Annotated in this window: 16 protein-coding genes; 9 read left to right on the forward strand and 7 right to left on the reverse strand. The window is 58.9% G+C overall.

All coding sequences use genetic code 11. From position 1 onward, the window contains the following. Window positions 1-5: 5 nt before the first annotated feature. The 3 genes from FAZ69_RS04840 to FAZ69_RS04850 are packed head-to-tail and all read right to left on the reverse strand — an operon-like array spanning window position 6 to window position 2,848. Complete coding sequence (locus FAZ69_RS04840; RefSeq protein WP_136892801.1) at window positions 6-1,037, reverse strand: MraY family glycosyltransferase; 1,032 nt, start codon at window positions 1,035-1,037, stop codon at window positions 6-8. Window positions 1,038-1,049: 12 nt separating this feature from the next. Beyond that, window positions 1,050-2,006, reverse strand: coding sequence for a UDP-glucose 4-epimerase family protein (locus tag FAZ69_RS04845; RefSeq protein ID WP_136892802.1), 957 nt, complete (start codon window positions 2,004-2,006; stop codon window positions 1,050-1,052). Beyond that, a complete protein-coding gene (locus FAZ69_RS04850) occupies window positions 2,003-2,848 on the reverse strand; it encodes a glycosyltransferase family 2 protein (RefSeq protein WP_136892803.1) in 846 nt (281 codons plus the stop codon). The genes FAZ69_RS04845 and FAZ69_RS04850 overlap by 4 nt, the downstream gene beginning before the upstream one ends. Before the next feature lie 13 nt (window positions 2,849-2,861). Between FAZ69_RS04850 and FAZ69_RS04855 the strand changes: the two genes are divergently transcribed. The 5 genes from FAZ69_RS04855 (at window position 2,862) to FAZ69_RS04875 (ending at window position 7,354) form a co-directional block, all read left to right on the forward strand. Further along, window positions 2,862-3,146: a hypothetical protein gene (locus FAZ69_RS04855; protein WP_136892804.1), complete on the forward strand. Its 285-nt coding sequence runs from the start codon at window positions 2,862-2,864 to the stop codon at window positions 3,144-3,146. Between the two features lie 40 nt (window positions 3,147-3,186). Further along, entirely contained in the window at window positions 3,187-3,609 is a 423-nt protein-coding gene (locus tag FAZ69_RS04860; RefSeq protein ID WP_136892805.1) for a GtrA family protein, read from the forward strand. A gap of 263 nt (window positions 3,610-3,872) precedes the next feature. Beyond that, window positions 3,873-5,297, forward strand: a complete 1,425-nt coding sequence (locus FAZ69_RS04865; protein ID WP_136892806.1) for a UbiA family prenyltransferase — start codon at window positions 3,873-3,875, stop codon at window positions 5,295-5,297. A 3-nt stretch (window positions 5,298-5,300) separates the two neighbouring features. Continuing rightward, entirely contained in the window at window positions 5,301-6,617 is a 1,317-nt protein-coding gene (locus tag FAZ69_RS04870; protein WP_136892807.1) for an FAD-binding oxidoreductase, read from the forward strand. Beyond that, the gene (locus FAZ69_RS04875) at window positions 6,614-7,354 is read left to right on the forward strand and encodes an SDR family oxidoreductase (protein WP_136892808.1); all 741 of its coding nucleotides are present in this window, start codon (window positions 6,614-6,616) and stop codon (window positions 7,352-7,354) included. Before FAZ69_RS04870 ends, FAZ69_RS04875 begins: the two co-directional genes overlap by 4 nt. A gap of 168 nt (window positions 7,355-7,522) precedes the next feature. On the opposite strand, the gene FAZ69_RS04880 is transcribed toward FAZ69_RS04875, so the two are convergent. Together FAZ69_RS04880 and FAZ69_RS04885 are read right to left on the reverse strand one after the other, a co-directional pair. After that, window positions 7,523-9,472 (reverse strand): hypothetical protein, encoded by a 1,950-nt coding sequence (locus FAZ69_RS04880; RefSeq protein ID WP_136892809.1) that lies wholly within the window; start codon window positions 9,470-9,472, stop codon window positions 7,523-7,525. Window positions 9,473-9,831: 359 nt separating this feature from the next. Beyond that, window positions 9,832-10,284, reverse strand: coding sequence for a GtrA family protein (locus FAZ69_RS04885; protein WP_240702110.1), 453 nt, complete (start codon window positions 10,282-10,284; stop codon window positions 9,832-9,834). A gap of 777 nt (window positions 10,285-11,061) precedes the next feature. Here FAZ69_RS04885 and FAZ69_RS04890 point away from each other — a divergent pair. From FAZ69_RS04890 to FAZ69_RS04905, 4 genes are all read left to right on the forward strand, one after another. Next, window positions 11,062-12,960: a glycosyltransferase family 2 protein gene (locus tag FAZ69_RS04890; RefSeq protein ID WP_136892810.1), complete on the forward strand. Its 1,899-nt coding sequence runs from the start codon at window positions 11,062-11,064 to the stop codon at window positions 12,958-12,960. Then, complete coding sequence (locus FAZ69_RS04895; protein ID WP_136892811.1) at window positions 12,957-13,895, forward strand: NAD-dependent epimerase/dehydratase family protein; 939 nt, start codon at window positions 12,957-12,959, stop codon at window positions 13,893-13,895. The genes FAZ69_RS04890 and FAZ69_RS04895 overlap by 4 nt, the downstream gene beginning before the upstream one ends. Before the next feature lie 190 nt (window positions 13,896-14,085). Beyond that, on the forward strand, window positions 14,086-16,752 hold the full coding sequence (locus tag FAZ69_RS04900; protein WP_240702111.1) for a YfhO family protein: 2,667 nt from the start codon (window positions 14,086-14,088) through the stop codon (window positions 16,750-16,752). After that, entirely contained in the window at window positions 16,749-17,702 is a 954-nt protein-coding gene (locus FAZ69_RS04905; RefSeq protein WP_136892812.1) for a glycosyltransferase family 2 protein, read from the forward strand. The genes FAZ69_RS04900 and FAZ69_RS04905 overlap by 4 nt, the downstream gene beginning before the upstream one ends. Window positions 17,703-17,838: 136 nt before the next feature. Here the strand turns inward: FAZ69_RS04905 and FAZ69_RS04910 are convergent, their stop codons facing one another. After that, window positions 17,839-18,777, reverse strand: a complete 939-nt coding sequence (locus tag FAZ69_RS04910) for a GNAT family N-acetyltransferase (protein WP_136892813.1) — start codon at window positions 18,775-18,777, stop codon at window positions 17,839-17,841. Window positions 18,778-18,813: 36 nt separating this feature from the next. After that, a complete protein-coding gene (locus FAZ69_RS04915; RefSeq protein WP_240702112.1) occupies window positions 18,814-19,803 on the reverse strand; it encodes a glycoside hydrolase family protein in 990 nt (329 codons plus the stop codon). Window positions 19,804-19,816 lie beyond the last annotated feature (13 nt).

The following is a 19,816-nucleotide window of genomic DNA, read 5'->3' on the forward strand; positions in this document are numbered from 1 at the left end:
CGGCTTCACACCTCAGGTTGTTCGGAAACTGTTGTTTGGAAACGACGCCAGCGAACATCGATTGCGGCGCCGATCAGCACGAGCAGAACAACCCATATAGCAACAAGCCCCCACTGAAAGGCCGCAGAACGGCCTAGCGCCCATAGAGCAAGCATTATGCCCACGAGCATCACGACATACCAGCACTGCGCGGTTCGCGCGTGCCCCATGCCGGAACGCACCATCCGTTGATAGTAGTGCTCGCGATGCGCTTGCCAAAATTTTTCTCCGCGGGCGAGACGCCGCACGAGCGTCACCGACGCGTCGCCGATGAAAGGGGCAAAGGCCATCGCGGGAAACCAGACGGGCCACGTACCTGCGCGCCAGCCCCAGTAGCCGAGCGCCCCGGCCAGAAACCCCAACGGAATCGATCCGGCATCGCCAAGAAAAATCCTGGCTGGGTGGTAATTGAAGAAAAGGAAACCCGCCGCCGCCCCGGCCACGGCCGCGCAGGCGAACGCCAGTTCCTGCGCCGGATGCGGGCCCACAAGCGCGGCGAGCGCATATCCCCCGAACCCGAACAGCGCCATGCCTCCCGCGAGCCCGTCGGCGCCGTCCATGAAGTTGTAAAGATTGACCAGCCAGAGCATCAGAAATGCAATGCCGGCAAGCATCCACCACGGCGTTGCCGCCGGGTACGCCAAGATCAGCGCCGCCACGGCCACGAAATGCGCCGCGAAGCGAACCCTCGCCGGCAAGCCCTGCCGGTCGTCGATCTGCGAAACGGCAGCGAGAAAGAGCGCGCAGACCGCCACGAGCCACAATCCGGGCGCCACCAACAGGATCGCCGCGACGCTCACCGGGGCGATGCCCCATCCACCCACGCGCGGGGTTGGACGCACGTGGAGCGAGCGATCGTTCGGGATGTCGGTGGCAAGGCGCCAAGCCAGGCCGGTTTTCAATAACGTCGAAAGCACCGCCCCGCACGCGAACGCCGCGCCTATCGCGAGGAACAAAACGCCGGGCCAGGAATGAAGCCAGTTTTGGTAGGTCGACATTGCCAAGTCGTCTCAATGCGTGGAGCGATACCAGCGCGCGGTGGCGGCCAGTCCCTCGTCGACGGAATACGGCGGCTGCCAGCCCAGCACAGCACGAATGCGCGAGATATCGACGCGCAGGTCGCCGACCAGCCGCTCGACTTGCGCCGACCGCCCGGTGAGCCGCCCCGCCATGCGCAGCAAGCCTGCCGACAGCGGAACGAGCCGCGCCGGCCTCTGCAAATGCTCGCCGAGTGCTCGCGCGAGTTCGGTCACCGTCGGATCGTCGCCGTCTGCGACATGGAAACGGCCGTGCGCCGCGCGGGGATCGATCGCGCAGCGCAGCAGCGCATCTGCGAGATTGTCGACATAGACAAGGCTGCGCCGTGCCGAAATCGACCCAAGCGGCAAGGGCCGGCCTTTCGCAATCGCTTCCATCAGGCGCAGAAAGTTGGCGCGCACGCCCGGACCGTAGACCAGCGGCGGACGGACGATCACGACGTCGAGTCCCGATGCCTCGCCGAAGCGAATGAGCGCCTGCTCGGCTTCGAGCTTCGAGTGGCCATACGGGTCCTGCGGCTGCGGCGGATCGTCCTCGCGCAACGCGCGGCCCGAATCGGCTTCCGCAACCGCCTTGATGCTGCTGACGAACACGAACCGCGCCGCCCCGTTGCGCTGCGCGGCTTGCGCTACGCGCAGCGCGCCGTCGACGTTAGTCGCACGAAAAGCGGCCAACGGATCGGCCGCGCGATCATCCATGACGTGCACTCGCGCCGCCAGGTGGACGACCGAGTCGACTGTCAAGCCGGAACGCCACGCCGCGTCCAGGCCAATGAAGTCCTGGCTTTGCTGCACCCACTCCGACACGCCCTCGATACACCCGCCGGCGTGCCTCGCGAGGCCGGTCACCGCGTGCCCCTGCCGGACGAGCGCACGGCACAGCGCCTGCCCGACGAAACCGTTGGCGCCCGTGATCAGGACGCGGCTCATACCCATTTCCAGCCAAACCGGTTGAAGAACTTGAACGCCGACGCGGAGAACATCCTGATGTGGGCGTGCCCCTTGCGCGCCGCGCCGCCGCCGTGATGCAGCACCCGCACCGACGGGGCATAGGCGATGCGCGCGGTGTCGTGCGTGCGCAGGCTCAAGTCGTAGTCCTCGAAGTACAGGAAGTAGCGGTCGTCGAAACCCGCGAGCCTTTTCAGCACGTCGGTGCGAAACAGCATGAAGCAGCCGCTGACGATCGGCGGGTCCCAGACGACGTCGCGCTCGTTGATGACGTCACGCATCTCGTAGCGCGCCAGCCGGCGCGCGAAAAACCGCCGCATCGTAGATGGCAGGAAGCCTCGCACGAATAGGTCGAGCACGGTGGGATAGCGGCGGCACAGGTACTGCAGCCGGCCTTCGTCGTCGCCGATGCGGGGGCTCAGGAGACCGACGTCCGGATGCTGCGCAAAGAAGTCGAGCGCCGCAACGAGGGCGTGCTCATCGAGGTCGATATCGGGATTCAGTACGAGGTGATAGCGGCTGGCGGCCTTCCCGATCGCCAGGTTGTGGCCGCAGCCATAGCCGACGTTGCCATGGCCCGAGATGACCGAGCTCGCGAGCCCATGCTCGCCGAGCGCCGCGAGTTCCGCGGAGAGGTCCGGCAGCCCGCCATTGTCGACGAGGCAGAGGCTAACGGCGAAATCGGGGTACGCGGCACGGACTGCCGCGGATGCGGCGGCCAGGCTTTCCAGCGTGCGCACGAGGAGTGCCGAATCCGGCTGGTACACCACGACGGAAACGGACAAGCCATGGGTTTCGCCAATCGGCGCGCGGGTAGCGTTCATAGGGAAACTTGCGATGCCGTCCGAAGCGGCACTCTTGTCAATGATGATCGCCCAATCAGGCGGTATTCTTGCGTGTTCGATGAACGGCAATTCTACCGAAATCGAACAGCGCATAGGCTCCGGCTCGCCAATCGCCGTCATGATGGCGGCATCACTTCCCAAATTTCCGCATCGAGGCCACGGCCATCTTTGCGGTGCGGGCCTCGAGGTCTTGGCCGCCAGTCGTCCGGTTCATGTAACATTGCCGGCACGACGGGCTTGCGGCCAAGAAGAGAAAGGCGCACTCCATATCATATGAAGAATGGCGACCGTCGGCATTCTCCTCCAGGCATTTGGATATGACACGTTTTTTTTCGATCGCACTTTTCCGGGAGATTATTACCTTCGGAATCGTCGGCGTAATCGGCTTTGTTGTCGACACCACCGTTCTATATCTGTTGAAAGCGCATTTTGGCCTGTTCTATGGGCGAGCCACATCGTTCGCCGCGGCGGCATTCACGACCTGGCTGATAAACCGGAAGTGGACTTTCAAGGACAAGCGCTCGTCGCTCGACGCCAAATATGAGTTTGCCGCCTATTTCGCGCTCATGATAATTGGCGGCGCAGTGAATTATACGGTGTACGCCCTTATGGTTTCGAAATATGCCGTCGCGGCGGAAGCCCCGATTATCGGTGTTGCGGCCGGCAGCATCGCCGGCATGTTTGTCAACCTCATGACATCGCGCACGCTTTTGTTCAAGAACTTGCGCCCATCGGTTTAGGCTGCCGCATAGCGCCGCTGCCACACGCCGATCACATCATCGCCGCTTGGATTCAGTGCCACATCGGTCGGCGGCCCCGCCAAGCCGCTTGCCTGGATAGAAACCGCAAGAAACGTCGGCTATATACAGGTTTGTACAAAGAACGAGGAAAATAGTAAACTACCTCCTCTCAAAATTGCCCGGCGACGGGCTCACCGGGACTCGCTCTTCTGCAAACACGTCCCGGGTACCGAAACTACTATTCGCCCTTCCGGGCTGGTTGAATGCTCAGCAGACCACTCGTTGTCGATCTCGATGGCACTTTGATCCGTTCGGACGTTTTGATCGAGTCGGGGTTTGCCTTTCTCAAGTCCAAGCCCCATCGGTTCTACAAGCCTCTGCTTTGGCTCTTGCGCGGTGGCAAACCGGCATTGAAAGCCGGCCTCGCCGACACGACGAACCTCGACGTCTCCGTTCTGCCTTACGACCCCGTGGTCCTCGAATGGCTGACGGCGGAGCGGAAAGCGGGACGCCACCTGGTGCTGGCCACTGCCAGCCACGAGCGTTATGCGCAGGCGATCGCCTCCCATCTGGATCTCTTCGACAGGACGTTCGCAACGGATGCAGGCACCAATCTGTCTTCCAGCAACAAGCGCGATCGGCTCGTTGCAGAATATGGAGAAAAGGGCTTCGATTACGCGGGCAATTCGCACGACGACATCGCCGTGTGGCGCTCCGCCAATCGCGCCTACGTCGTCAATCCGCATAACGGCGTCGAACGGGCCGCGCAGAAGATCGGCAATGTCGAGCGTGTGATCGAATCACGACCGGCGACGCTGAAAACCTGGAGCAAGTCGCTGCGACTGCACCAGTGGCTGAAGAACCTGCTGATCTTCTTGCCGCTGTTGGCGGGACACATGCTGAGCTCGCCCGAACATGTGCTCGCAGGGTTACTGGCGTTCCTGGCTTTCGGACTCTGTGCGTCGAGCGTGTATCTGCTCAATGATCTTCTCGATCTCGAGGACGATCGTCACCACCCGGTAAAACGCAAACGCCCGTTTGCGTCCGGTGCATTGCCGCTCAGTTTGGGGATCGCCCTATTTCCGATCCTGCTGACAGTCGCGTTTTCCATCGCATGGGTGCTCCTGCCGTGGCGGTTCGGTGCGGTACTCGCCGGCTACTATGTTCTGACGCTTGCGTATTCGATGCACCTCAAGCGCCGGGTCATGGTCGACGTCGTCGTTCTGGCGTCGCTCTATACGACACGCATCATCGCAGGCGCAGCTGCCGTTGGCGTGCAATTGACGTTCTGGCTGCTCGCATTCTCGATGTTCATCTTCCTGAGCCTCGCACTGGTCAAGCGCTATGCCGAATTGCACGCGATGAAGGAGCGGGGCCTCGTCAAGAGTCGCGGACGCGGCTACGTCGCCAGCGACCTGCCGCTGATCTCGTCACTCGGCACCGCTTCGGGTTATCTGGCCGTGCTGGTTCTCGCGCTATACATTCAGGACCCGAAGACAGCGATCTTGTATCGCCATCCGCGCTTCATCTGGCTTGCATGCCCGCTGCTGCTTTACTGGATCAGCCGCACCTGGATAATTGCGCATCGCGGCTTGATGCACGACGACCCTATTGTCTTTGCCGCACGCGACAAAATCAGTCTTGCAGTTGTGGCACTGTGTGCTCTTGTCTTTTGGGTAGCCATCTAGGCTATGAGTACCGTGCTGTCATGGGGACGCTATCCGTATGCCCCGCAGAAGACGCATGCCGTTGCCTGGCGTGACGCCACACATGCAACATGGCGCGAAGCAATGCGCGAAAAGGGCACCACGCTCGCGTTCGGCAACGGACGAAGCTATGGCGACAGTTGCCTTGCCGCATCCGGCCAGGTTATCCACATTCGACCGTTGGACCGCCTGATTGCGGCCAACTGGGAAAGTGGTGTACTTCGCGCCGAAGCCGGCGCGACACTCGAGCAAGTGCTTGAAGTCGCCATACCCCGCGGCTGGATGCTGCCCGTCACGCCCGGAACCAAATACGTCACGCTGGGCGGCGCAGTCGCGAACGATGTCCACGGAAAGAATCATCATGTACGGGGCACGTTCGGAAGACACGTGCGTCGCCTCGGCCTCGAACGTAGCGACGGCGCGTCTTTCGAGTGCGCGCCCGATTCCGAGCCCGAACTGTTTGCCGCAACGATTGGCGGCCTTGGACTCACGGGCCTCATCACCTGGGTTGAAATTCAGCTGATGCCGATCAGCTCCAGCCTGATCGACGTGACAAGCATCCGCTTTTCGAACCTCGACGAATTTTTTGCACTCTCCGAGCGACTTGACACGCTCCACGAATACAGCGTCGCATGGGTGGATTGTCAAAGCAGAGGTGCCGCGCTTGGACGCGGCATCTTCATGGTCGGCGACCATGCCGGCGATGGACCACTGGAAGTAGACCAGCGCAAGAAACGTACGGTCCCCTTCACGCCTCCCGTCCCGTTGTTCAATCGTGTCACGCTGCGCGCGTTCAATGAGCTGTATTACCAGCGTCATCGCCTCGCCGAAATGCGCTCGCGAGTCAGCTACGACGCCTATTTCTATCCGCTCGACAGCCTGCTCGAATGGAATCGCATCTATGGCCGCGCGGGCTTTCAGCAGTATCAGTGTGTCGTGCCAACCGGGACGGCGCGAGACGCGACACGTTCGATTCTCGATGCCATTGCAGCGAGCGGCACCGGCTCGTTTCTCGCAGTGCTCAAACGCTGCGGCGACATCTCGTCACCGGGCCTGCTGTCATTCCCAATCGAAGGCACCTCGCTCGCGCTCGACTTTCCGCAACGTGATGCGGTGAATGCCCGCCTTTTCGCAAAGATCGATTCGATCGTGCGCGAGGCGGATGGCCGCCTCTATCCGGCCAAGGACGCTCATATGTCGGGCGCGGATTTTCGCGCCGCTTATCCCAACTGGCAGCAACTCGAAGCGCTGCGCGATCCCGCCATGATGTCCCGCTTCTGGGAACGGACCACTCGAACATGAAAAACATTCTTATCGTCGGCGCCACGTCCGCCATTGCTATGGCCTGTGCGCGGCAATGGGCAAAGGAAGGCGCCCGGTTCTTTCTGGTTGCCCGCAATGGGGAACGATTGGAGCAAGTTGCGGCCGACTTGAAGGCTCGCGGCGCCGATCTCGCCACCTGCTGCCAGCTCGACGTCAATAGCCTTGATCGGCACTCGGCGATGCTCGAGCGATGCGCGTCCGAACTCGGCACCCTCGATGTCGTACTGGTCGCCCCGGGCACCTTGCCCGACCAAAGCGAATGCCAGTCAAATCCCGACGTCGCGATCCGAGAGTTCAATACGAATGTAACGTCCGTGATCGCCCTGCTCACGCCGATAGCCAACATGCTCGAGGCGCAGAAGCGCGGCACGCTCGCGGTCATCTCGTCCGTAGCGGCGGATCGCGGCCGGCCATCCAATTATCTTTACGGCAGTGCGAAAGCCGCGCTTTCAGCATTCTGCGAAGGGATGAACGCCCGCCTCTTCAAGGCAGGCGTTCACGTACTGACGATCAAGCCAGGTTTCGTGGCAACGCCGATGACTGCCGGCCTACCTTTGCCCGGACCGCTTGTCTCGACGCCGGAAAAAGTCGCAAGCGACATCTTGCGCGCCATCGAAAAGCGAAAGGACGTTATCTACACGCCCTGGTTCTGGTCACTGATCATGCTGATCATCCGGTCCGTGCCAAAGCCTGTGTTCAAACGAATGTCGCTCTAAGACACGTGCGGCGAGATCGGCGCCGCTCAGCGCGCTGATTCGCCCCCGTTCAATCCGTCCCCCTGTGCCCACCCACGAGATCTTCTCGCTATACGCACGGCACATCGCGCGGATCCAGCCGACCACATAGGCAGATCCCATGCAGACGGCTCTCAGTCTCACTCGTTGTTACATCTGACCCGCGTCCTCGAACGCGGGCTCATAGAGCGTGATAGGTTCCCCGCTTTCGTCGCGCACGATGAGATGCTGAACACCCGGCCCGTCGCCGAGTGCAATGTCACATGGCCGGACCCCGTCCGGAAAACGCGGATCCGCGATTTTTGCAACATGGCAGCGGCCAACAAGCGCCCCGCCATCGCTTTCGACGATGATGTCCTGATCTTGCGGCGTGATCTTGATCCCGAACAGGAAGCGACCAGCGCGAGGCGAAGCGGGAACGGAAACAGTCTTGGCAGCCACATAGAGATCGCCCGACTTCGAATCCCGTCCAATCCCCTGCACGTCCTTGATCGGCACGCTATGCACGACTCTTGCCTGCTCCGGGTCCTTGACGAACACCCGGAACGCCGGCGCGCCGACAAGGTCGATCGTGTAAAGCGATCCGGCGAGCCGCAGCTTCAGGGCTTTCTGGACGCTTGCCGGAAACAGACCATGCAGCATGAAGACATTCGCGTCATACATTTTGATCAGGTACATCTCCGCTTTGTATTGCGGAGGAGCGCCTGCGATCCCGAGTTGCTCGAAGAACTGGCGGGCCTCGGGCAAATCGGCCTTCACAGCACGACTGGCCACCCAGATCGACTTGGTGTTAAGTCCCGAATAGTCCGCGACATATCCGTTGAACATATACGCCGGATATCCATGCCCGGTCCAGAGCACTGGATGATCTTTCGGCGCAACGGCATTCGCCAGAACTCCAGACTCTCGACGCTCGGACTCGTACACGATCTGCCAATACCTTGAGTTGATCGGTGCATCGTGATTCATCGGCAGGCGATACATCAGGATGCCGGCTGCAAGGCAGATCGAAACCGCGGAAAAAGCGAACCGCAGCAGGTTTCGCGGAATACTGAAAGCATCGAAAATGCTAAGCCCCGCCGCCAGAAGCATCAGTAATTCCGGAAGGGGGTAATACCAGGGCATTTTTTCGCCCGGGTTGTACACAAAATAAAGAAAGAGCGTGCCAATCGCGGCAGCGGCCATCACAAGCGACGGCAAAAATAGCTTGCGCCGCAAGAACGCAATGACCGGCGTTGCCAGCATCGCGACTCCCATGAGCGCGACACTGATTCGCTGCTCGCGACTTGCAACCATCGGCTCGAAGAATGGAAACCACGACGTACGCGGTGCCTTCTGGCGGAAATAAAACTTCGACAGGAAGCTTTCGGGCAACGGGGATCCGAAAACCGCCGTACTAAATGCGATCCACGCAAGAAGCGGGACAATGAAAAAGAAAAACAGCAACCTTATCTGGCTTTTGACTTGGCCTTCGAGAAAGGCACGAAGCAGCTGCAAGAAAAGCAATCCAGCGACGAGCGACAAGGTGTCGAGCTTCGATACGATCGCCAAGACACCGCAAATGTAAAACGGCACCGACTTCTTTTCGAAGAAATACAGGAAGCAGGCGAAGACGAGCCACAAATTCACCGACACTTCAAGGCCGAGATACAGCGTCCCCGGCAAATATGACGAGCTAAAATAAACTACAAGAACGCCGATGATGGAAAGAACGACAGATTGCGACGCGTGGTAAGCGATGCGGAGCAAGCAGTAAAACATGCCGATCGCCCCGAAGAGCGATATGATCATGATCGAAGGTTGAGGGTCCAGCCCGATCCAACACAAGATTCCCGCAGCAAGCCCATAGATGAAGCCGCTCACGCCGTATACGGGACCGTCTCCGACATTATATGAAAAAAAATGCCCCGCCTGAAAATTTCTCAAATAGCGCATCACGATCGCGCTATCATCGATCGTCGGGATGGTAAATGGATTGACCAGAGAAAGCAGGTAAAGCGAAAGAAAGACGGAAACAACCAGAAAAACAACATTCCTATTATTTTTCAAGCACCCCGTATATCCCTCAACAGAATTACGGACACCAAGAAGTATGGCCATATAAAATCTAGCGAATGATGAATACGTTAGGTAATACAGAACTTGTCGAACCCGTAGGAAGCAGCGAGGCGGGCCACCCTCTTTCACCCCAGACGCCCTTGGGACGTCGGCACACTAGCCGCATCGATGCTGGTCTGCCGCCATTCTATCCGGCCAAGTCCCGCGACCCGCCGAGCATTCCTGACGTAATCTTTCCTTCACGTCTACCGCCTGCAGGTCACGTCGACGCATCGCGCACTTGCCAAAGCCCGGTTACTAGGCTGGGCCGCCCCACAGAATACCTGGGTGCAACCCGCTTATAGGGGCGGGCTAACGCTGCGCGGCCTGCCTTTCGCTCCAACCCCGAACCCGTAAGAGTCTCATTGCTCTGACTTGGCGCCCCCAAACACGAATTTACGGTCGAGCATATATTTCGAAACATACCCGATCGCCAAGCCAATAACAGCGCCCAAAAATCGCGCCTCTTTTGTGTGAAAAATCTGATCAAAGCCGAATTCAAAAGACCAGAAGATCGCAGTAGTAACAAGGCCCATTGCCGCATAGGCAATGAACGTTTGCACATCGTGAGCGGCACTTCTCGGCTTAAAGGAGAAAATATATTTTTTATCCAGCACATATTTTGCAGCCAGACCGGCAATAGTTCCTACCGCGACCGATGCAAAAATAGAAAAGGCGCCGGAATATAGGCGAAGCGATATGTCTTGCGCGGCAATATTGACCACCGTTGCTATCGCCGCGAGAGCCGCATAGGTGATCGCGAGCTTTGACACCCCGTTTAGCTGCGGATTCTTCCGTTGCGTGAGAATTGGCACTGCGCGAAATTTCCTTCTATGTTGACAAATATGGCCCCGATTTTCCGACTCATAAAATCAGGAGCCGACCGAGGTGTAGCCAGAAGCCCGCCGACGGACGCGACTCGAAGTTGACGCACCCGCCATACTAACCCATCTCTTCCGCCCGCTGGCTCTCAAAGACGGTGGATGCGTTGCATCCGACCTTCACCGCCCCCAGAACCCGCTCGATCGCAGCCGTTACCCCCGCACATCTGCGCAAGACCGGGGCCTACCTCCCACGTTTGCCGGATCGCCACGGCGAACAACGAAAGAAAGTGAAGGCAAGATCAGCGCCCGTGTCCGCCCCCCCCCCTCGTCTTCGACTGTCCGATTCATGTACCATACGCCACACGACAGACTTGCGAACATGGAAGAGGAAGGCGTTCTTCGCGCGAACGGAGGTGGCCGTCAACATCCCCACCAAGGCAATTGCATATGACTCTTTTTCTCGACGGCTTTTTTCTCGGAAATCATCGCACCCGGAGCAATCGGTACAATCAGCTTCGTCGTCAACAGAATCGTTCTTTATCTGCTGAATGCGCATTTCAACCGGTCCGGTGGACGAGCCGGTTCCTTCGGCGCCTCGAGATTCGCGATTCAGCTGATAAATTGCGCATAAATACTTGAAAATAAGCGCTCATCGCTCGATGTCGAATGCGAGACAGGCATATGAGCCAGCATCAGATTTCTCCGCGACAGCGGAGTGCATCGTATTGATTTAAATTCCGACCACCCAAGAAAATACCTCTGTTCAGTATGAAGAAATACACCGATATTGCCATCAGGCTTATTGGCCTCATCCGGCGCGATGGCGTATATCCACTGCTGAAGAAAAGCGCGGGCATCTTCAGACGGGAAGGGTTGGCCGGACTGAGATGGCGCGCTGGGAATCTCCTGCCCCCCAGCTACGGCTATTCCGAGTGGATAGAGCAATACGACCGCCTAGACGAGGAAACGATCAACCAGCTGAGGGCCGATATCGCGACCATGGCTGCGTTGCCGCGCATCGCCGTGGTCATGCCGACCTACAATGCCGATCCGATATGGCTGGCCGAAGCCATCGACTCCGTCCGGAATCAAATCTATCCGCACTGGGAGCTCTGCATTGCGGACGACGCCTCCACGAGCAAGGAGATTCGCCCGCTACTCGAGCGATACGCGCAAGAAGACGCGCGTATCCGCGTCGTTTTCCGTAACGAGAATGGCCATATCTCGGCGGCATCGAACAGCGCACTAGCGCTGGCGACGTCTGACTGGGTTGCGCTCCTCGATCACGACGACGTCCTTGCGCAGCATGCGCTCTATTTCGTGGCGAAAGAAATCATTCGCCGCCCCGATGCCCGCCTGTTCTATTCCGACGAAGACAAGATCGATTCGAAAGGAAAGCGCCAAGCACCCTATTTCAAATGCGAGATGAACATCGATTTGTTCTATTCGCAAAACATGATCTCCCATCTCGGCGTCTACCAGAAGCGCCTGCTCGATGAAATCGGCGGGTTCCGCGTCGGTTTCGAAGGGTCGCAGGATTATGACCTCGCCCTGCGCTGCCTGGAGCGTATCGGAACGGAAGCGATCGTCCACATCCCCCGTGTTCTCTATCACTGGCGGGTGCATGCAGCCAGCACCTCGGCGTCGGGGGAAGCCAAGCCCTATGCGTTGCTGGCCGGCGAACGGGCGCTGAACGAGCATTTTGCGCGGCAGGGAATCGACGGCAGCGCGGAAGCCGTGCCACGCGGATATCGCGCCCGCTACCGCCTTCCCGAACAGCGGCCGCTCGTCAGCCTGATCATCCCTACGCGCAATGGCGTCAAACTGCTAAGGCAGTGTATCGACAGCATTTTGAAAAAGACGGCTTATTCGCCGTATGAAATCATCGTCATCGATAATGGGTCTGACGAAAAGGCTACGCTCGATTATCTGCGCAGTCTAAGCAACACTGAAAACATCAGGGTGATACGTGACGACCGCCCGTTCAATTACTCGGCGCTCAACAATATGGCGATTTCGAGTGCGAACGGAGAAATCGTCGGCCTGATCAACAACGACATCGAGGTAATTACCGAAACGTGGCTCGACGAAATGGTGTCGTTGGCCATCCAGCCGGGCGTGGGCGCGGTCGGGGCGAAACTGCTATACCCGGATGAAAGAATCCAGCACGCCGGAGTCGTCACCGGCCTCGGCGGCGTGGCAAACCACGCACACAAGTTCCTCCCCCGGAACAGCTACGGCTATTTTTGCCGCAGCGCCATCATCAGCTCTTTCTCGGCCGTGACCGCCGCTTGCCTGATCGTGCGCAAGGCGATCTACCAGCAAGTGGGCGGATTGAACGAAATCGACTTGGCAGTCGCATTCAACGATGTCGACTTCTGCCTTCGCGTCAGAGATGCCGGTTATCGCAACGTATGGACGCCATACGCGGAACTGTTCCATCACGAGTCTGCAACACGCGGCAGCGAAGACAATCCGGAAAAAGTGGCGCGCTTCAATCGCGAGGTCTCCTACATGCAGTCGCACTGGGGAGACTCCCTGAACAATGATCCCGCCTACAGTCCGAATCTGACCCTGGACCATGAAGGCTTCAAATTGGCATGGCCCCCTCGGGTAGAGCCTCTATTGGGCCACGCCGCGCCACACGAGAATAAGGAAGCGGCATGAGAATCACTGTCTTCGGTGGTGGCGGTTTCATCGGATCGACGATCGTCGATCGCCTGCTGCGAGATGGCCACGAGATTTGCGTTTTCGAGCGCCCGCGCGTCGCGCCTTATCGTGAATTCGACAGCGGCGAAAGCGTGCGCTGGCTGACCGGCGATCTCACCAGCGTGCACGACGTCACGGACGCTATCGACGGCGCCGACATCGTCATCCATCTGGTCTCGACGACCCTGCCGAAGAGCTCGAATGACGACCCCATCTATGACGTGCAGAGCAACCTCGTCGCCACGCTGCAGTTGCTCAATGCCATGGTGGCCAAACGCGTCGGCAAGATCGTATTCATTTCGTCAGGGGGGACGGTGTATGGCGATCCTGTCTATCTGCCGATCGACGAGAAGCATCCGACGAACCCCAAGGTTTCGTACGGAATATCGAAACTGGCGATCGAAAAATATCTGCTGCTCTACCAGCATCAATACGGAATCAAGGCAAACATCCTGCGCGTAGCCAATCCTTATGGAGAACGGCAGCGCGTAGAGACCGCACAAGGTGCGATCACCGTTTTTCTCGACAAAGCGCTCAGAGGGCAAGCGATCGAGATCTGGGGAGACGGCACGGTCACTCGCGATTATCTCTATATCGCGGATGTGGCGGAGGCATTTGCCCGCGCCGTTCAATACGATGGCGGCGAGTCCGTCTTCAATATCAGCTCTGGGCATGGCACGAGCTTGAACGACATCATTGGCATGATGGAAGCCGTTCTCGGACGCGCAATTGAGCGGACATACCGCCCAGGCCGCCCTTTCGACGTCCCAGTCAGCGTGCTCGATAACGCGCTGGCTCAGAAGGAACTGGGTTGGAAACCCGAGATCGCACTGGACGCCGGAATGAGAAAAACGGCGTTGTGGCTACGCGATCAGATTCATGAAAAACGGTAAATGTCTGATCGGAACGGATGTAGCGCACCGGAAAATTCGATCTGCCTCACGCATATCCCTCACAGCCCGGAAGAGAACGCGCGCGACTGAGAACGGATAGAGACGTCTTGCCGCGCCTCGGTATCAATAAGATATTGAATGGCCCGATCCGAATTGTCGGGCAGTTTCTGGTTCATTCGGGGAAATCCTTTTGTCGACGAATATTTGGCGTATCCAGAGAACGGATGCTACACCGCTGCTGCTGATTTTCCTGTTGCCCGTCATCGCGGCGCTGCCCGCACTGATTGGACTCTACGATGCGAACCCCATGCTGTATGTCGGCGCGCTAGCGCAGCGTTTTACGCATGGCGCTACCGGCATCCCATACATCGACCCGAATAACGGCTTCACCACGCAGGCTCTCGGCTATCGCGCCGCGCTGAACTGGCTTAACGGAACCGTGCCCTGGTGGAACTATTTCTCGGGAGTCGGTTTGCCGCTCGCTGCTGAATATCAGCCGGCCGCATTCTTTCCTCCGACATTGATGTTGCTGTTGCCCAATGGCATGCTGCTGCAGCACATCCTGTTGCAAATCCTGGCGGGCTGGGGCACCTACGGCCTGTTGCGGCAATTGGGGCTGGGCCGACTGGCTGCTGTGACAGGCGGCATACTGTTCGCTTTCAATGGCGCTCTGGCTTGGTTCGATCATGCCTCGGCGCTGCCCGTCCCTTTCCTGCCGTGGATGCTGTGGGGTGTCGAGCGCGCGTTCGCCAAGGCTGTGCTAGGCGCGCGCGGCGGATGGCGATTGTTCGCCGTAGCGCTGTGGATGGGCCTCGTCGCAGGCTTTCCAGAAACCGCGTATCTCAACGGCCTGCTTGCCCTGGCTTGGTCCCTGCTGCGTTTGTGGCAGGCCGGCGGTCACAGGCTAGCGTTTCTCTCGCGTCTGACCCTCGGGGGCGTCGTCGGTCTCGCCTTGTCCGCGCCGCAAATCCTCGCCTTTTTCGAGTTCTTGCCTCACGCGTGGCTTGGCGCGCATGACGGCGCATTCGCCCATGCTGCGCTGAATCCGGCCGCCCTATTGCCCAGTCTGTTCTTTCCGTATTTTTATGGCCCGATTTTCGCCTATTCGAGAGAATGGGATCCGCTGGGGCCTATTTGGGGGTCGATAGGAGGCTATATCAGCCTGATCGTTGTCATCGCCGGGCTGTATGGCGCCATGTTGCGACGTACAGCACTCACCTGGCTGCTCCTGATCTGGCTGCTCACCGTGCTTGCCAAGTCGTTCGGCATACCGCAGGTAACCGCGTTGTGGAACCTGATTCCGGGCGTAGCGCAAGCCGCCTTCTTCCGGTATGCCGTGCCCACGTGGGAGCTCGCCTTCATCATTCTGGCGGCCCAGGCCATCGATAGCCTGCGCGGGCAGGATCACGAGCAACCGCCGTATCGACGTCACATCGCGGTCCTTTCCGGGCTGCTGGTGCTCGCCGGCGTGTTCTATGCGGTGTCGCTCCGGCACCACCTCTACCCCGTTGCCCCGCTGCGCCATTGGGCGCTGGCCGCCATCTTGTGGGTCACTCTCATGGTGAGCGCGTTCAACGTGGTTCTGTCGCGCTGCCGGCCGACCCGGGCGGCCACGGCGATCGCGGCGATCCTGGTTTTCGACAGCGCACTCATGTTCTTCATTCCTACATTGAGCAACCCCCGCTCAGGTGATGTGGACATGAAGGCGATAAGTTTCCTGCAGGAAAACCTCGGACTGCAGCGCTTCTATTCGCTGGGCCCGGTGCAACCGAACTACGGGGCCTACTTCGGCATCGCGGCGATCAACCATAACTACCTGCCTGTCAACAAGCGATGGGTCGATTGGGTCCCTGCGCATCTCGACGCCTATGCCGATCCGATCTCATTCACCGGCAACTATCGAGCAGCCGGATCGACCGTACCGACGCCGAGTCAGGAGCTGATCCGGAATCTCTCTAACTACGAATGGATCGGCGTGAAATATGTCGTCGCACCGACCGGTGTCAATCCGTTCCTCTCGGCCCTCACGAGCAAGACGGACGCGACATCGGTTTCCCCGCTGCAGATGTCGCCGGGCAACAGCGCGGCCGGGACGTTGCCCGCAGGCCTGACCGACAAGGCCGTCGTGATCGATCGGGTCGGAGTTTCCATCGGCAATTACAACAACACGTCAGACGGCATCCTGACAGCGGAAGTCTGCGTCGACTCTGCGTGCGCGAGCGGACAGCGCGATTTGAAGGAGTCCATCGACAATGCAACGTTCGTGATCCCTCTGAACCGCGATCTGCGGATAGACCCCGTCTCGATCGTCAGCTATCGTTTTACGCGTAACGGCGGCAGCAAGCCGCTCGCACTGTGGAAGGCCGCCACGCGCGAGCCAGCCCAGGAGCAGCGACTCGAGGGGCCGACGGGCCCACAGAACGGCTACGGATTACAGATTCGCCTGCAAATACGGGACGACAAAGCGCCGGCGGCGAAACAAGTGTACGCGGACCGGATCATGACCGTGTACGAACTCAACCAGCCGAGTCCGTATTTCGAGGATCTCCAGCGATCGTGCCGCGTGACAGCACACGATCGGGAGCACGTGACGACAGAGTGCTCCGCCCCATCCACGTTGTTGCGGCGAGAGTTGTTCTTCCCCGGATGGGCGGCAAAGGTCAATGGTTCGCTCACTCCGATTACGGAACATAAAGACCTTTTCCAGGCCATCGCGCTGCCTGAAGGCAAAAGCACCATCGTCTTCCGCTACGAGCCGCCACATATGATTTGGGCGTGGATTGCCATGTTCGTCGCTTTTGGCGTGTTGATACTATCCACTATGAAAAAGATTCCGCATGAAAGGAAACGTCAATGAAGCCGTCTAAGGTCGCAGTGCTTATCCCTTGCTACAACGAGGAAGTCGCCATCGGCAAGGTGGTCCGTGACTTCCGGCAAGCGCTCCCCGATGCGACGATCTATGTCTACGACAACAACTCGCGCGATCGGACCGCGAGCGTTGCCGCACAGGCCGGCGCCGTGGTACGGCACGAGTCCCAACAGGGCAAGGGCCATGTGGTGCGCAGAATGTTCCGGGACATCGACGCCGACTATTACATCATGGTCGACGGCGACGATACCTACGAGGCCGGACACGCGCCCGACATGCTGCGCACCGCCATGTCCGGTCCTTTCGATCTGGTCAATTACATACGGAAAGAAACCGAGGACGCAGCCTACCGAGGCGGCCACCGTTTCGGCAACCTCATGCTGACCGGGGTCGTACGCAAGATCTTCGGCAACCGGGTCAAGGACATGCTCTCGGGCTACAAGGTCTTTTCGCGCCGCTTCGTCAAGTCGTTTCCCGCATTGTCGTCCGGCTTCGACATCGAGACCGAGCTGACCGTCCACGCGCTCGAATTGTCAATGCCGATTTCGCATGTCGAAGGCCCGTATCGCGGCCGCCCCGAGGGATCGGAAAGCAAGCTGCACACGTACCGCGACGGCTACCGGATCCTGAAGCTGATCATGAAGCTGATCCGGCATGAACGGCCGATGTTCTTCTTCGGCTGCCTGAGCATCCTGCTGACACTGATCGCGCTGGTGCTGGTGGCCCCAGTCGTGTTGCACTACCTGGAAACGGGATTCGTGCCTCGCTTGCCGACAGCGATCCTGTCCATGGGGCTGATCTTGCTGGCGTCGCTAAGCCTGACGACCGGGACGATCCTGGACACCGTCAGCCGCGGGCGGAGAGAGGTGCGGATGTTAGCTTATCTGCAGTATCAGCCGCATGAGGTGTCGGAGATGGCTGAGAAGGCAGAGCATTGAAAAGACCGGATCACTGCTCTGCGCCAAGGGACTATTGGCGTGGAGCAGAGCGTTGAACGAAGTTCATGCTTCTCGACGCCGCAGTCGTGTCATGGACTTCGCGAATGTATCGGCGGTGTCGGCCAATTGACGCGATCTACAGAGTCCATCGATAGAAGTCGTGCACGACGGTACGCGCGCCGAACGCCTCTTTCTGCCCGATCAGTCCCGAGTTAAGGCGAAGCCCTTGCTCTTCCGTCGAAATGCCGAAGCTGAAGAACTTTCGGTCCCGATACGTCGCGATTACCTCGGCCAGCAAGAAATCAAGTGCGCCGAGGTCGCGACCGACGTCGGAGTTCGCCATGTATTGCGTGTGGACGATATGTCCGAAGTCGTACACGAGGGTTCCGGCGAGCAATGTATCGCCGTGCTCAGCGATATACAGCGCAATCTCGGTAGGAAAGCGTCCAGACAACAAGCGCAGTTCTCCGCACGAATGAACGGGACTGGTACCGAATTTCTCGAGTACATGCGAGAGCAACACATGGAATCCCTCGAAATCATCTGATTGCCTGACCGTGATGCCGGATTTTTTTGCCTTGTTGATGGCCCACTTCCTGCCTTTCGAATAGCGCGGCGGCTCATCGAGACCGATCACAGACGATGCGTCCCTGCGCATCAGCGTTGCACCGGCACATGTGAGCGCGTAGAGATCATTCTGGCACGGCAGTCGATGAAACACCTGCGGAATCGCCTTGTAGATGATCGACTGTACGCCCTGCTTCAGATAGTGCTCGCGGATGGCAGCGAACGCGAGCAAGGTGTCGTGCGCGCCGAGTTCGGCGGTATGGATAAGGCCAGCGTAGGTCAGGCCGCCATGCGAGTTGACCGTGGTGCCAGTCCGGCTCGCGGGAAACACGGCAACGGGCTTTCCATTGCGGAACAGGACCACCGAACAGTCCATGAACCTGTCCTTGTGGTAGTCCATATAGTTGCGCACATGGAGAAAATTGCCATTGCATGACTGCCTGACGATTTGGTCCCAGACGGGAGCATCGTCTGCGTCGTAAGCCTTGAGCGAGATCGTCGTGTCCAATGCGAATTCAACTTAGTGCGTATTGTCGCCTATGCATTACGCCAGAGTGCTCTCGTCGAGCGTAATCCCATTCGCCTGTGCGCAACCGAAGCCCTCATATCCCATGTTATTGCCGTTATAGAACATGTAGGTTTTGTCTTGAACGGAAATCAGTGCGGGATAGCACAGGGTCTGAGAATCCCAACCCTCGTCCGAGAGAGAGATGCCTAATTCGTTATCGTGACGTGCCCACTGCACTCCGTCGACCGATCGCGCAAGTCCCGGAAAATAGGAACCTGAGATCGTGCCCTTCGTGTAGTACATGTAGTACTCACCGTCGATACGGTAAACACGCGGACGGCCGATCCGATATTCGTCGCCTCGCACATCCACGCAAAGTTGCCCGCGCCGCGGGATGTCGAGAAGATCGTCGGCCTCGACGTAGTGGACGTTGTACCGTGGAAACGGACGGCCATTGATGATCTCCCAACCGTCCCCGCACGCGTACCAGAGTCTCCAGCGATTGTTCTCGAATCGCGCGGAGTGAATGGCTCCGATTGTTGATTGTCCCTTGGCTCGATCGAGGACAGGCGATTCCGAGATGCGCGTGAACGAATGCCCACCGTCGATAGAGAGCGCCACACCGCTGAATGCGAGGAACTTGGCCTTGGCGACGAGTTGAAATCCGACATAAAACATATGGATGCCGCCAGGCCCCTCGACGACATCGCCGAGAATCACGCCGTTGTCGTCGAAACATCCATCGCGTCCGATATCGAGCACCGGAGCGTCCGAGACCCTCAGGATTTTCGTAGGATCTTGGGCCGCCACGTCGACATAGCCGATGCGGCTCACACCCGCTTCGTCGCGAAACCCCGCGTACACGCGGATCGTATTTTCATCGAGACGGAACGGTGTCGGCGTCAAAGCCGTATTTTTCATCCACGGCTTTCCCTGCTTTGCCGTGTGAAACACGGCACCCAATTTTTCCCATTGAATTGTCATGTGCTTGGCAATGGTTGTCGATAGATCACGAGGGTGGTTCATCAGTGCCGCCGCA

The organism is Trinickia terrae (genome assembly GCF_005144415.1).
Lineage (GTDB): Bacteria > Pseudomonadota > Gammaproteobacteria > Burkholderiales > Burkholderiaceae > Trinickia_A > Trinickia_A terrae.

Bases quoted from the DNA above. Each gene is read 5' to 3' on its own strand.
- FAZ69_RS04865 (WP_136892806.1), top strand. From the start codon at position 3,873: ATGCTCAGCAGACCACTCGTTGTCGATCTCGATGGCACTTTGATCCGT.
- FAZ69_RS04905 (WP_136892812.1), top strand. From the start codon at position 16,749: ATGAAGCCGTCTAAGGTCGCAGTGCTTATCCCTTGCTACAACGAGGAA.
- FAZ69_RS04870 (WP_136892807.1), top strand. From the start codon at position 5,301: ATGAGTACCGTGCTGTCATGGGGACGCTATCCGTATGCCCCGCAGAAG.
- FAZ69_RS04880 (WP_136892809.1), bottom strand. From the start codon at position 9,472: ATGGCCATACTTCTTGGTGTCCGTAATTCTGTTGAGGGATATACGGGG.
- FAZ69_RS04895 (WP_136892811.1), top strand. From the start codon at position 12,957: ATGAGAATCACTGTCTTCGGTGGTGGCGGTTTCATCGGATCGACGATC.
- FAZ69_RS04850 (WP_136892803.1), bottom strand. From the start codon at position 2,848: ATGAACGCTACCCGCGCGCCGATTGGCGAAACCCATGGCTTGTCCGTT.
- FAZ69_RS04840 (WP_136892801.1), bottom strand. From the start codon at position 1,037: ATGTCGACCTACCAAAACTGGCTTCATTCCTGGCCCGGCGTTTTGTTC.
- FAZ69_RS04860 (WP_136892805.1), top strand. From the start codon at position 3,187: ATGACACGTTTTTTTTCGATCGCACTTTTCCGGGAGATTATTACCTTC.
- FAZ69_RS04890 (WP_136892810.1), top strand. From the start codon at position 11,062: ATGAAGAAATACACCGATATTGCCATCAGGCTTATTGGCCTCATCCGG.
- FAZ69_RS04875 (WP_136892808.1), top strand. From the start codon at position 6,614: ATGAAAAACATTCTTATCGTCGGCGCCACGTCCGCCATTGCTATGGCC.
- FAZ69_RS04845 (WP_136892802.1), bottom strand. From the start codon at position 2,006: ATGAGCCGCGTCCTGATCACGGGCGCCAACGGTTTCGTCGGGCAGGCG.
- FAZ69_RS04855 (WP_136892804.1), top strand. From the start codon at position 2,862: ATGCCGTCCGAAGCGGCACTCTTGTCAATGATGATCGCCCAATCAGGC.
- FAZ69_RS04915 (WP_240702112.1), bottom strand. From the start codon at position 19,803: ATGAACCACCCTCGTGATCTATCGACAACCATTGCCAAGCACATGACA.